General features: G+C 44.2%; 11 protein-coding genes and 2 pseudogenes. 5 read left to right on the top strand and 8 right to left on the bottom strand.

Annotation, left to right across the window (positions count from 1 at the left end; all coding sequences use genetic code 11):
• Positions 1-156 precede the first annotated feature (156 nt).
• A complete protein-coding gene (locus QMA13_RS24385; RefSeq protein WP_282936318.1) occupies positions 157-273 on the top strand; it encodes a YjcZ family sporulation protein in 117 nt (38 codons plus the stop codon).
• Positions 274-1,551: 1,278 nt separating this feature from the next.
• On the opposite strand, the gene QMA13_RS24380 is transcribed toward QMA13_RS24385, so the two are convergent.
• On the bottom strand, positions 1,552-2,817 hold the full coding sequence (locus QMA13_RS24380) for an IS110 family RNA-guided transposase (protein ID WP_282936317.1): 1,266 nt from the start codon (positions 2,815-2,817) through the stop codon (positions 1,552-1,554).
• A gap of 290 nt (positions 2,818-3,107) precedes the next feature.
• On the opposite strand from QMA13_RS24380, the gene QMA13_RS24375 reads away from it, so the two are divergent.
• Both QMA13_RS24375 and QMA13_RS24370 read left to right on the top strand, forming a co-directional pair.
• Entirely contained in the window at positions 3,108-3,896 is a 789-nt protein-coding gene (locus QMA13_RS24375) for a class I SAM-dependent methyltransferase (protein WP_282936316.1), read from the top strand.
• A 318-nt stretch (positions 3,897-4,214) separates the two neighbouring features.
• Positions 4,215-4,979: a class I SAM-dependent methyltransferase gene (locus QMA13_RS24370; RefSeq protein ID WP_282936315.1), complete on the top strand. Its 765-nt coding sequence runs from the start codon at positions 4,215-4,217 to the stop codon at positions 4,977-4,979.
• A 195-nt stretch (positions 4,980-5,174) separates the two neighbouring features.
• On the opposite strand, the gene QMA13_RS24365 is transcribed toward QMA13_RS24370, so the two are convergent.
• Together QMA13_RS24365 and QMA13_RS24360 are read right to left on the bottom strand one after the other, a co-directional pair.
• Positions 5,175-6,164: an SH3 domain-containing protein gene (locus QMA13_RS24365; protein WP_282936314.1), complete on the bottom strand. Its 990-nt coding sequence runs from the start codon at positions 6,162-6,164 to the stop codon at positions 5,175-5,177.
• Positions 6,165-6,534: 370 nt separating this feature from the next.
• Entirely contained in the window at positions 6,535-8,271 is a 1,737-nt protein-coding gene (locus QMA13_RS24360) for an Imm51 family immunity protein (RefSeq protein WP_282936313.1), read from the bottom strand.
• A 392-nt stretch (positions 8,272-8,663) separates the two neighbouring features.
• Here QMA13_RS24360 and QMA13_RS24355 point away from each other — a divergent pair.
• Positions 8,664-8,861: pseudogene (locus QMA13_RS24355) on the top strand (SDR family oxidoreductase); the annotation flags it as partial.
• A gap of 74 nt (positions 8,862-8,935) precedes the next feature.
• Here the strand turns inward: QMA13_RS24355 and QMA13_RS24350 are convergent.
• Both QMA13_RS24350 and QMA13_RS24345 read right to left on the bottom strand, forming a co-directional pair.
• Complete coding sequence (locus QMA13_RS24350) at positions 8,936-9,412, bottom strand: GyrI-like domain-containing protein (RefSeq protein WP_282936312.1); 477 nt, start codon at positions 9,410-9,412, stop codon at positions 8,936-8,938.
• 22 nt (positions 9,413-9,434) lie between these two features.
• Positions 9,435-9,914 (bottom strand): hypothetical protein, encoded by a 480-nt coding sequence (locus QMA13_RS24345; RefSeq protein WP_282936311.1) that lies wholly within the window; start codon positions 9,912-9,914, stop codon positions 9,435-9,437.
• A gap of 150 nt (positions 9,915-10,064) precedes the next feature.
• Between QMA13_RS24345 and QMA13_RS24340 the strand changes: the two genes are divergently transcribed.
• Entirely contained in the window at positions 10,065-11,048 is a 984-nt protein-coding gene (locus QMA13_RS24340) for a helix-turn-helix transcriptional regulator (protein WP_282936310.1), read from the top strand.
• 333 nt (positions 11,049-11,381) lie between these two features.
• Here the strand turns inward: QMA13_RS24340 and QMA13_RS36700 are convergent.
• From QMA13_RS36700 to QMA13_RS24325, 3 genes and pseudogenes are all read right to left on the bottom strand, one after another.
• Positions 11,382-11,729 (bottom strand): annotated as a pseudogene (locus QMA13_RS36700) (transposase); the annotation flags it as partial.
• 36 nt (positions 11,730-11,765) lie between these two features.
• Complete coding sequence (locus tag QMA13_RS24330; protein ID WP_282936308.1) at positions 11,766-12,314, bottom strand: hypothetical protein; 549 nt, start codon at positions 12,312-12,314, stop codon at positions 11,766-11,768.
• A gap of 359 nt (positions 12,315-12,673) precedes the next feature.
• Positions 12,674-13,288, bottom strand: coding sequence for a cysteine hydrolase family protein (locus QMA13_RS24325; protein ID WP_282936307.1), 615 nt, complete (start codon positions 13,286-13,288; stop codon positions 12,674-12,676).
• Between the last annotated feature and the right edge of the window lie 456 nt (positions 13,289-13,744).

Raw genomic sequence — 13,744 nt, 5'->3', positions numbered from 1 at the left:
ATTAGGTAGGAGCCTATTAGAGCATACTTACTTCAATCCCATTTATACCCTATGTATATTCGTCCAATCACATCAACCATGAACGACATATCTTGATTTAGGGATAAAGCACACTCCCTTGAGTCAAAAATTCATTTACTGAAAGGAGAACTTACAATGGGCGATCTAGGCGGTTTAGGCGGTGGATTTAGTTGTGGAGGTGCCTTTACTAGTGTTGGTGTCATCTTGGTACTTTTCATACTTTTAGTCATTATAGGCCGTAGTTGGCTTTAATATTTTTTCCCAACAACCAAGCTCCGACTAAACGGAGCTTGGTTGCTTCTCTTTACTCTTCTTTTTAACCAGACGCTTTGCGCAGCTCGTTAGCCAACCAGTTTAGATATTTCTTTTGCTTGAGATAACAAGTCTCCATTAAAGCATATGAACTAAGCGGTTATGTTAAGGATGATGAAGTAATGCTAAAGAAAAAGCTTTAATAACATCCACTTACACTATTCATTATTCAGCTAAAGGAGAATGATAGCGGAGGAGCTAGCCAAGCGGCGGCTCCTTCTTTATTTGTTGGAGTAACTGGCAGAATACATCAATGAGGTACTTTCTATAAATGGATATAAATGTTACTATTTTTACGAACAAACATTCTGATAGTAAAGGATGATACTATGACCTCTTTCTTCGAAATGGAGAAATATACAGAGAATGTTAAAGAGCGTATCTCTGCTTCGGCAGCTGCAATATGCGTTACAAAGACGCAACGGCAGCCGGTTTATTGAACTAGAGGGGAGATTCGCTCGGGCGGGAAGGGAAGGCTGTCGGACGACACAAACATTGTCCTTTTCTTAGTCATATATATTGCGGCTTTTTTAATAATGGGACAATGTTCTTGTCGTGAGCCAACGACACAAATATTGTCTCATTTTCAACGTGCGACACAAACATTGTCCGTTTTTCGATATAAAGCAGGAGGCACTCGTAAATGACGAAGTAGAAGTGTCATACAGATCATACAAGCATTTTAACGAAGATGATATGCAACCCCGATCTAGAAAGATCTGAAAGAGTGATGGATATGAAATCGTTAAAGTAAGTTTACGAGATGTTAATGCCATCCCGCTAACGGGCACGATAGTTGAATACTTTACATTGTTGAGCAGACTACCGCAGTCTGCTCATTTTATTAAGCTCCCTCAATATGATGTAGTTTTCACACTCTAGCTCATGAATTCGCAGGATTTCACCTTTAGTTATTTGAGAGATAAGAGAAACAGAGCATGCGGGAACTAGTTGTACCCTATAAGGGCATGCGGGAACAGAAGGGATGTAAACTCGCCCAGATTATTCCATATTATGCACGTCTCCATGCTGCCCTTAGAGATTCTCGCTCCCATGTCTCAACGGGTCTAAGCCCTTTCATTCCTTCGTCACATCTAACTAAGGGGTGGAGGTCGGTATTTCTAACGGAATGGGTCCGAGCCCTTTTGCGTAACGTCTCCCGATACTCCGTGCTTCTTATCCATCCTGCGAATACATCAACTGGTGAAGAAACAGTTCTTAAGCTACTGGAAGAAATACTTTTGTAGAGTTGTATACTTCATTGCTCTTAGCCAGCCCGACTAGCATTCTTGCCACTTTACCGCATAGTTTCATAATGGATTTCATTTTTTTTAACTTTTTCACTTGGACATTGTAATGGTGCAGGGCTCTGACATCCGGATTGGTCATGACCATGCACATCGTCATAAGATAAAGGAAGCGTCGCAAACGTGGGCGTCCGCGCTTGCTGAGCACCATTTTTCCACGCCATTTCCCAGAGCTGGCTTCAGCCAAGTTAAGTCCTGCATGACGTAGCAGGGCATTCCCATGTGTATACCCACTTAGATCACCTGCTTCCCCCAACACACCTGCTAAACTGGTTGCATTTAAGCCTAGAATCGCAAGCATTTTCTGGGCATAAGGGATGCGTTCAAGAACAAGCTTAAGTTCATGTTCAATAAGCTCAAGTTGGCGCGTCGCTAAATCGTATTCTTCAAGAAGCTGACCCAAATGCAGCTTGTAGGCATGTAGAGCTTTTGTAGCACCGACGCTGCGTTTTGCCAGTGCAATGAGCTGCTCAGCCCGCCATAAACCGGCATGACGCTTTACATACTGCTTCCAACCGGCAATGACTTGCTCTGTTGTTAGACGGCTAATGTCCTTCGGAAGAGGAAATAGCCTTAATGTAGCAATGGCACTTGTACAGGTAAGGATTTTAAAGACCTGCCGAAGTTCGGGAAACACAATATCTACCCAGCGATGTATCTGGTTCACTGCGCTGTTAAGCCGTTTAATAACCGTATCCCGATTGGCCATCAGGATCCGCAGTTCTTCGTATGTCTCTGGGTTGAAACGTACGGGAGAATAGTAGCCGTTTTTGATCATGTCTGCGATGACAAGAGCATCTTTACGGTCGCTTTTTGACGGGGTGTTGTCGCGATTTTCTTTATTCTTTTTGACAAGATGGGGGTTTACGAGAACAGCCTCAATGCCTTTGTTTGTAAGCCAGCGCGCAAGGCACAGCCAGTAATGGCCAGTGGGCTCCATGCCGACGATAACTTTGCTCAACTTGTAAGACTTAAGCAGATCTTGAATCCAACGACTGAACAGCCGAAAACCTTCGTCATGGTTACCAAACTCCAATGGAGTTCCAAGAGCAATGCCCCGGAAACTGACTGCACGAGCGACGTGACTTTCCTGAGCAATATCTACGCCGATGACCAAATGTGAAGAGGTAATGTTTTCAATGAGTTGATTTTGCTTGTCCTGAGCCTTAAACTTCATAGTAGAGCGACCTCCTGATGGGCTATTTGAGGCTATGACCTCGTGTGCAACCCCATCGTACCGAGGCGCTCGTTTTTGTTCAAACGCCAAATTATTCATTTTACAGGAATTCTAACGGGCAGTAGAGCGTGACGAGATTCTTTAACATGTCGATTTCTTCTGAATCGGAAATTGTAGAAGGATTTATAAAAATTAACTATAATAATACTCTCTAATGACTGATAAGTAGAAATCTTGTAAAATGATTAGTCTACTGTAAATTCATTTAGAGAGAAGGACTGACAATATTGATGGACTATGGTGCAGATTTATTTAAAGGTACTGCCTGGTATTACTCTAGATACAGACCTCTTTATCCTTCGTCACTATTGCGTTTCTTAGTAAACAAGTTTTCACTTAACGGTGAAGGTCGTTTGCTTGATTTAGGATGTGGAACAGGTCAATTAACTTTAAAATTTTATGATTGGTTCCAAGAAATTATAGGTGTAGATACTGAACCGGAGATGCTAATTGAAGCACTCCATTTGTCCAATGTTAACAGAGTTGATAACGCTTGCTGGTTACAAGGAAGGGCAGAAGAGCGTTCGAGTGATTGGGGGTCTTTTCGACTCATGTTAATAGCAAAAGCATTTCATTGGATGGATAGAGAATCGATTTTAGAAATCCTATATAACAGTTCTGATGATAATGGCGGTATTGCTATTATTGATTATGATATTGATAAGTGTGAACCATTACATTGGAAGCTTAGGGTAGCTGAAATAGTAAAAGTTTGGCTAGGTGATGAAAGAAGAGCTGGTAATAGTACTTACACGCCTCCCAAAGAAAGATTCGAGGACACCATTACAAAATCTAGATTTAGGGATGTTGAAAGACACGTTTTACCGAGTTATTCCTACAATTGGACCATAGACACTATTCTCGGAAATTTGTATTCCACTTCATATGCCTCCAAACGTTTTTTTGGTGAGAATCTGGAGAAATTTGAAAATGAATTGAAATCCGCTTTAATAGATATTGATTCAACTGGTATATTTACCGAAGAACTATCCGTATCAGTCATTACGGCTTATAAATAACTAAGAGTAATTCGGTCATTAAACTATCGGGCACGTTAGTGGAATAAAAAGATATGAAGGCATCTGATCGATTCGATCTGAGGTCTTTTTTTAACTAACTGGCAGAATAGTGAAATTAAGTTGGTCTGCTCGTAGACATGTATTACTCAATGAGTTAAATTGAAATTACCAAATATGGAAGAGAGTGATTGCGATGAATACAAATACTAAAGTTGAAAAAGCATTAAATTTCGAGGTGCGGAAGGGCTAATAGAGAATTCTTATTAATAACCTTCCGTGAGTGTAAAAAACATTTAAAGCATGGAGGGAACAACAAACATGTTGTTTAATAATGTTGAATCATATGAAGGTATTCTAGCGGAAACTTACGATATGCGAACGGGTAGCGCGTCCGATGACAGTGAGTTCTTCAAAAAAATGATTTTAGAAGTTCCAGGAGCTGCATTGGAGCTTGGATGTGGTACTGGAAGATTATTGTTGCCCTATTTGGACGCAGGTCTTGATGTTGACGGGGGTGATTGTTCTAAAGACATGTTAGATATATGCAAAGCTAAGGCTGAGAAAAATGGACAGGTTCCAGTTTTGTATGATCAATACATGCAACACCTAGATATACCTAAAAAGTATATGACTATTTATATACCAGCTGCTTCGTTTATTCTCTTATCAGAAAGAGAAGACGCAATGAATGCATTAAAGAGTATATACGAGCATCTTGAACAAGGTGGACAGACATTAATCCCTTTATTTGTACCAAAAGATCTGTTCATAAATAAAGGCGCTGATTGGGCACCAGGTTTTAAGGGTATAAGAAGCGACGGATCGGATATAGTCGTAAGTTCAAAATCAACTTTTAATTTTCTTGAACAGATACAAGTTAAGATAGAGCGATATGAAATTTTTAAAGATGGTCTTTTAATTGATACTCAGTATAGTACAACTAAAATGCGATGGTTTTTTAAGTATGAGTTCATCATGATGCTTGAGAAGGTCGGTTTCAAAGATATTTCTGTTTATGGCGGATATTCTTTACAAGAAGTAAATGAAGATCAAAATTTTATGATTATTAGAGCGAGGAAGTAAGTGTGTGTAATGCAACACAACAAAGGCTGCCTAATGGCAGCCTTGCACCCGTTGTTAAACTAACGGGTACGAGAGTTGAATAACAATAAGATGAGGCTGCCCGGGAACCCGGCAGCCTCATTACGCTAAGGGCAGAATAGTGTAGGAAATTAATCAAAGCAAATGACCCTAAATGGTTTATTAACGATTGGCCGCTTATAAGCCGCCATCCAGTTGGATCCATAGATCCCCGTTCCAGCTGTGAATACGATACCAACGGTGTCCCTCAGAATCATCCCACTGCTCGAAAGCCTCCACCTTCTGCGGGCTGAGCAGACCGAAAATTGGGCGCGATGTCGTGGGGAACAAGTGCAGCTCGGTCGGTTTCGTGAGTTCGAGGGTCTCGGTAATCTTCTTCGAACCTAGAGGCTGGGCATAGGTCGGATGGATCCAGAACGTATCGCCATTCTCCCCACGCACGTGGTATTCACCATTCTCCGTCCTTTCTAAAGCGAACACTTTCTGCGGGAGAATGAATCTCGCATCCGATGGCCGCTGGAGCCGGTAAGCCGTATCGTATTCCTCCATAAAGAGCGTTTCCGTCGGCAGCACCATCTCCTGATTCAGAACCTCTACATTGACCAGCATATAAGGATTGGAGACAAGCCATTGATCGCCGACCCAGGATTCAATCCGGTAGCTGTTGGTCAAATAGGAGTAGGAAGAAGCAAAAATCGCATTCGCATGAACCACTTGAGGGGTAAGCACGACGTCTGTTTTGGAAGACTGAACCGGTTGGCTGTACAACTGCGCCGGCCCCAATAGAAGAATATAGGAATCGATAGGCTGGATGACACCCATCTTCTCCTTCTTCAAGTGCATCCACAGCTCCCCAAGCCAAGTCGTCTTGATTCGAATCCAGACTTTCTCAACAGACTCTTTGGTATACCATTCGTTCTCCGCTTCGATAGTCTCCACATCCTGGGGGCTGAGTACCGCCCAGGGCTCCACGGATTCATCCTGCTCGGGATAAAGCTGCGTATCCTCCAGAAGCGAAATAACGGGTGGGATGCTCGGCGGCTCAAACTTACGCGGACCAAAGGCGTGGGAGGAATTCTCCGGATAAACAATGCTCGTGAAAAAAATAGCCAACCAGACAGACATCAGTACGACTCGGGCACAACGTCTCCAAACCACAGTTCTCACGATAACAAATTCTCCTTTGCTCGAGGGGATTTTATCTCATTAGACGCTGCAAAAGAGATCGAAGTTTCTTTGGACGGAAATTATTGTATATCACCTCGCCTGAAGCCATTACTTAGAAGATCGGCAGCCGTGTTACGCTAACGGGCAGGATACTTCCAACAATAGTGTATTTTCAAATACGGCAGTTTATTGGTGAAATTACACAAATGCAATGATGAGAAGAGTAAATACGGTGTACTTTAACAGAGAGCTCCGGTAGCTGCAAAGGTTTATAGAAACCTACAAAAGAAATCAGCCGGCTAGATTCGTCGGCGTATGATTCGTGATTTTCTACAGTTTCGGTCCGGATTACATTCCCCTTAACATTAGCTCAGTCCAACTCTGCGCGAGTGAACAGATCGTGAATAAGTACCTCATCCTCACAGGCAGATTTGAATGCCCATGCGAACTGTTCTACAGCGGCTCCATTACTCGAGTAGGCACAGAACATATCTGCTTCCGGGTCAAAATGAATCATGTCCGCGAGCTCCGGCATCCGCTCATTCAAGAACACCGCCGCCAGTGAAGCCCAATCGTAACCGTTGCCTTCGAACCCCTCGTCCGCCCGGGTGTCGAATAACTCGGCCAAATAGCTACCGACCGTCAGAATGACAGATTTGCCGCCATTTTTCTGTTCCACGAGGATAAAGGGGGCCATATCCTTCGTTTCTCCTGCAGCTGCCAATGTCTGTGTAGCTTCCGCTTCCGCTGAAAGCTTTGCTATCACCGCACTGCGTGCCTCGTCCGTGAAACGGAGAACTCCGTTCTCCTGAACGATAAGGCCTTCCCCGATCCGCCCATCCAGCCAATCGCTGATGAAGCCGGGAGCGTAACCTCCTTGGCCGAATTCGCCGCCGAAAGCGATCATTTGATCATAGGTATCTAGATACTGCTGACGGCTGGTAGTAGGGTAAGCGTTGGTGTATAGCCAGAACTGCACATCGTACATGAGATGAGACCGCTCATCCGCATGAAATGAGAAATGGCTCTTCTCCTGGACGATCCGAGTACAGACGCTGCGTATTTTGTACTCCAGCCCGTCCACTTCAGAGGCCTGAACGCAGAGTTCCGTGAGCAGTGGAGAGAATTTTCCTTCAGCCACTTTGCGCAGATCGTTCTCTTTATCTTCTTCAGAAGTGTCGTAATCCTCATCATTCACCAGACCGCGGATGAACGTCTCGAAGTCCGGTGCCAAGAATGTTATCTCGTAATCATCTTCCTGATCGACATGGATGACTTCAGGTTCGCCGTCCTTCCCACAGTGACGGTAATCCAGCATCACGACATCGTGCCCTGCCGAAGGGCAGTCACAGATTACCACGCCGATATCCGGATAGCCCCACTCTTCAATCATGAACGGACTGCCGAGATCACCGCAGATAGAGTAGGTTTTGTCGCGTCCGATCCCCATAATTCCCGTTATAGCAATATGATCCTCAGCCCAAGAGGTAGCTTCATCTGTCGGAAAGGCTGTATTATGGGGAACGCCCCCGTTCTGATGCATCATCAGAGCGATATAGGCTGCCGGTAGCTTATAGCCGAGTTCTTCTTCTACAGAAGAAATCAGCTCATCCGTAGGTGGATCAGAGACATATTGTTCTCTGGCATAGTTACTGTCTTCCCAGAAACTGTCGAGATCCATACCTTCAAAAGGGAACGCTCCCGGGTCTTTCTGTTGTTTGCTGAGTCTGCACCGGGATTCAGCCTTTTGTTGTTTTTGCCATTTGCTATGGCTCCAGTCTAGCAATCTGGCTGAATGCTGATCGTCAGGATCCAGCTCCAGCGCGGTGCTTAGCACACCTGCCGCTTCCTCATATCGCTTCATATAATAATAGGAATAGCCTACGCGAAAATACCACAACGGATCATTTTTTCCCTGCTCAGCAATGAAAGCAAACTGTTCCAGTGCTTTTTCATACAAACTCAGATTGTTATAAGCCCGACCCATGCTGCTGATCATGTCGTAATCCCTGTCCGCTGAAGGAATCTTCATCAGAGTATCTACGATCTGCTGGTGTTCTTTATCCTCGTGCCACTGCATTATCTGTGCGCTTAGCTCTTGTTCCATCGTTGCCGTCTGCCTCCCAAGTGAAAATATGATTTTCTCTATTTTACCAGAGAGAAGGCTGTGAATGGAAATGTCGAAGTCTGCCTCGGTCTGCCCCGTCGATTAACAGAACCTCCAAGGCATAGATCTGGTGGTTTAAGCATTATCGGTTTTACCTGTCCTGAGTACCTAAAAAAGGCGGGTATTATGATAGTTGATTGACCTAACGGGTACGATAGTGTGAAGCTGCCATAAGGACAGCTCTAAGATAGTTGAATATTAATTCTGGTGAACCGTATCACAAGTAGGTCGAATTGAAGGGAGAAGTATGAAAGTATTAATACAAAAATTATTAAATAAATATTATTATAGTAATAGTTTCCTATAACTCCAAAGAGGTGTCATATTAATGAGTTATGGTCAACGCAGTCGAACCCGGTCCTACCGATTCCGGCTGGATGTCCGAAGAGGTGAAAGATGCATTGCTGCCTCGATTCCCGATGGGCCGGATCGGTCTTCCAGAAGATGCAGCCCGTCTGATCGCTTTTCTAGCAAGCGACGATTCCCAATGGATTGCCGGCGAAATCATCCATTCTAGAGGCGGTTTCTAAAGGTGTCTTAAAGAAAGCGAACTCAACAAGGGCCATCCGCGTGTGTTTCGGGGTGGCCCTTTGGTAAAATCTTACTATTTTTTAACCACAGGAACCCAAAATTCGCCGTAGAAAGTGCCGTCACCGTTTTCTTTGCGATAAGTCGCGTTGGGACCGCCGATGTAAGCATAGTCAGTGATTTGAGACAAGACTTCGCCAAAAGCACGATAAGTCAACTGATCAAACAAAGTTTCCTTGTCGCCGGTTCCTGCGAGCACTATGTACTCGCTCTCTGGAAACTCAATGATGCGTGTTGCGTCAGCCACCGATTTGCTAGCTTCTACCGCGAAATAATTCCACGGTCTGCCTTGATAAACCTCGTTGACTGACCATTCGCGATCATCTTTTGCGGCCGCTTTGAGCTTATCAAAACGCCCGTCAGCCTTGAGTCCTCCCCAAAACTCTGCTTTTTCCTTCTGCAAAGCTCGCGCGTCTTGGAAATTGGATTGAATTGAAAAACCATAAGCGGTCAATGTAAATGATTTCTTATGTTCAACTGTGTAATTTGCCATGGGAGTGCTCCTTTGACTGAGATTAGCCTGCTACTTTTTTTGCACGAAGCCACATTTCGCCGTAGAATGTACCGTCTTCAGCTGCTTTGACGAAAGTTGAGTTACCAGGACCAACGTATTTGTAGTCTGTGATTTCTTGCAGCAAGCCACCGAAAACTTTGCCTGTTATTTCGTCAGCAAGGCGGTCTTTGTCAGAGCCTGTGCCAGGAACCACGAGGTAGTCCCCAGCGAGGAAGTCAAGGACGATCGCACCTTCCACGTCGTATGCACCCATCACGCCGAAGCCGCGCCAAGCCTTGCCGTCGATGACGTAGTTGATTTGATATTCTTGCCCGTCAGCGAGCGCGAGAAGTTCGGCAAGCTTGCCGTTTTCAGTGATTTCAGCTTTTTTCGCTGCAGTTTTTGCTGCATTGCCTGCCCAGTCGTTGTAGTCTTCAAGTAAAACTCCGAAAGCAGTCATTTTGTAGTTTTCTGAGATGGTTTGGATGGAGTAGTTAGACATCTTAATCTCTCCTTAGCGGATTTGTTTTTACAAGATTGATAATATTCTCTAAATGTATCAAAAAACGATACCTTTTATCGAATATCAAAAAGTATTGCAAAAACAGAATCAAAATCGGTACTGGTGCTACATTTCTGATACAATAAAATCATGAAAAAGACAGAACGAGTGAACCTGATCATGCGCTTCATCAATAACCGCGCGCATTTTACTATTGCAGAGATTCAGCGGGAGTTCAAGATTTCTCGCGCGACGGCGATCCGCGACATAAACGAGATTCAGGCGATGGGTTTTCCGCTGACGACCGAGCTTGGGCGCGGGGGCGGCTACAATGTCCTGCAAAATCAGTATCTGTCCGCCGTCCGTTTCACGCCAGAAGAGCTGAAAGCGATATTTATCAGCTTTATCGCCTCGAAAAATTCGCAGCTGCCTTATTTGCAAAATCGCCGCTCCATCACTGAAAAACTCATCGGCATCGCGTCGCAAACCCAGCACGACGAGCTGATCGAGCTGAATAATATCTTGCTTTTTGAAAATACAAATCCTGCTAATCCGAATCTTTTGGAACTCGATGATGCGGCGCCTGCGGAGTTGAACCAGCTGATTTCGCTTGCCGCGCGGGATAAGCACTTGCGCTTGACGTATGAGCCGAGTCCTGGCTGGCCGCAGTTGATGGATGTTTTTTTGATTCATATTTTTAACTCAAACGCTCGTTGGCTGGTCGAGGTTTATGATCATGATACCGATGAGTTTCGTTATTTGCCTGTTGAGATGCTGCGGGATTCGGCCATTTCTGAGCAGAAGATGAGGCAGTCTGAGCAAGAGATTTTAAGCAAAAAACGGCTTGGCGCACGTGAGTCCAATCTGATTGTAAAGCTTGATACGACAGGGATTCAGCGCTTTAAGCGCTTGCACCCGCCGGGGATTATTTTGTCCTTTACAGGGATGTTCCAGTCGAGTGGGATTTTCAATGCTCAACTGGATGTGACCGATGTTGAGGCGCTAGAGTATTATGCGGATTGGCTTTTGTTTTTGGGGAAAGGGGTCGAGTTTGAACGGATTCCTGATGAGCTGCGCTTGATTTTGGAAGAGCGGTTAAGGGGAAGTGCTGACACTTTAACAAAAACACGTTAGGCCAATAACTGGGCTGCAGCGTTCGCGAGCCCGAGTTGGCTTGGTGCCGCAGCAACCTCAAAAATTTTAGCGCTACTCTATATAACATGTGAAATATCAGAACGCCCGGTGCGCTGATATTTCGCTTTAGAGCTGATACGGGGAACCGTATCACAAATAGTGGTATGTGTAAGAGGACAAGAACATATATCCATTTGATCCGCGTTTTTGAGCGGATTTTTTATTTTATGGATATAACTTCTTGTCTTTTCTAAAAGACAAGAAGTTATACTGTTTTGCAATAATGGACACGAAGAAGATACCTTTTCCATAATTGTTAAATGATACAGATTAATAAGCTCTTAGTTTTTTATTTCTATTACTACGAATACCACATCGTACAGCTTGATATAGGGCAGTACGAAGCCTCCTGGAACTGTGCTTAGTTATTTTATTTATGGTTGCTGTAAACTTGCCTGAAGAAAAAACATTTGGATCTATCCCAGCAAAGGCAACCAAAGTACCAATCCCGGGTATCGATTGGATTAAGTCATATTCAAGTAACTCTTCAGCCAGGGCCTCTATCGATTTATCGAGGGTTGCTAGAAGGTCCTGGTATTAAAGAAGCAATTTGATGAGCAGCTGCATGGGGATCAGATGACTGGGAAATGCCATCTCCTTAAAGGGACTTCGCCTTGCTGCTGTATTGAATCACTTCGGCTCTTATGCTCCGAATATCTAATGCACTTCCCCACGTGCAGCGCGAGCGATGCTTTCTGCAAAAAGAGGAGCCTCTCGTCTGTTGTGATCTTCCGATATTTTTTGACGGGAGGTGGACGCCTGCTCAAACGTAAGTCCCTGATTCTCGAAAATGCTCAATAAATGTTCCGACGGATGGGTTACCACGGAATTCGTAAATTCTGTTTGATCGGCGTTGACAGGTTTTACGCTAAGCTCCCAAATCACTTTCATTTGGGTTCGTTGCTCGTTCGAAATAAAGATATCGGTCATGGAGACCATCCGGCATTTGTGTTTTTCGACTACCTCTCCGATATAATGCTGGATCGAGAGACTGGTGCCGATTTTCTCCACGTTTATCGACATTAGACGTCCATCTTCCGTCTTGGTTGTTCCTACCGCAATATGGTCTGGGGGACAGCAACGTTGATATTCGGCTTCGGAAAGCGAAAATAACCATTGTCCGATATCAACTTTTTCGACCGGAACGTCGATGATGTGACTAAAGCTCGATTTTGCGAGAGTTAGGTCTTCGCGAATCTTAGACATTAGTAAGCCTCCTACTTTAAAGTAATGTTTTCGCCCGGGAACCAATTACCGTTTCGACCTCTTACTTGCGTCAGACTGGCAGAGACCTTCTCCCGAGGGTTCATCAGGATGCGCAATCCTGCGAATTCCTTTGTGGGCAACTTCGGCTCGGAGTACTTCCCGTTACGAACGTCCTTTTAGTCGCTCTTCGTCTGCGGGTTATCTTCCAATTCTTTAGTCTTGTTGACATAATGTGAATTGATAACGATGACATGTCTGATCATGCAGGAATTAGGCTAGCGGAAACCCTTTATCCACCTTGCCAACTTCGTAAGTCCTACCTGATCATTTATGGTATACGCTATACTTTGACGAATCGTTTACAGTTGAGCAAGAAGTTCTTCCGTTGTTACAATAGCGTGAGCAAACGTAGGCCCATTAACTTCATGCGCCGAGTGCATAGCCTCTTTACTATAAGCCGCTGTAGCATCTTTAACCAGAGTAACATGGTAGCCCAACTCAGAGCCGAAGCGTGCGGTCGCTTCGATGCATGTATTAGCTAACAAACCGATAATGATAACCTTTTGTAAGCCATGCATTTTCAGTTGATGATCCAAGTCCGTGTTTGCAAATCCGCTGCTAGCCCAATGCTCTTTGATAATCACGTCGCCCTTTTGAGGTTGAAAATCGGGATGAAATTCCCCACCCCAAGTACCTTTTGCAAATATTTGTGATTTTTTGGCTCTGACCTGATTTGGATTTGGATACAACCAAGTATCGAAATCATCCGGTTCAGATCGGTGATGGGGAACATAAAAAACACGGATGCCGACTTTTCGAACCCTATCAACGATCACTTTTAGATGTTCGAGCAGGTTTACGGATTCCGATATTTCTTTATGGCGAGGATAAGCTTTACCTTCCGTAGATAAGAAATCATTATAGGGGTCAACCAATAATAAGCCCGTAATTCCTTTATCATAGGTTTTTGTCATTAGGCAACATTCCTCACTTTCCCTGTTGAGAGTAAATTTCGTTATAGATTTCGTCAATTGACCATACTTTATGCCGAATCGGGGCGTAAATTTTTCCACGATAAAGAAAAATGCCCCACGCTGGATACCCGGAGAAGGGCGAAGCATAAAGATCAAGACCGGTCAAATCGAAATTTCTGGCTATGGATGTGGGCTTCCTCCGCGTTGGTCACGCAATTGCAGTTCCATTTCGAAGAAATGATATCTCTGAGCCTTCCGCCGCCAAATGGGACATAATGTCCTTATTGACCAAGGTGGAGTACCAGAAGAATTAAGTCGATATAATGGAAATGAGGCTTGTCACGCTGGCATACATTGGGATTACCCAGGATGATCTGTATAAGGTGATGCTAAATTTGAATTTATAAAGTACAAGCATTCCAAATCCACAAACTGTATAGGTAAGTTGCGTCAATA

This window comes from Paenibacillus sp. RC67, from assembly GCF_030020805.1.
Taxonomy (GTDB): Bacteria; Bacillota; Bacilli; order Paenibacillales; family NBRC-103111; genus Paenibacillus_S.
This window is presented reverse-complemented; position numbering and strand designations above follow the sequence as displayed.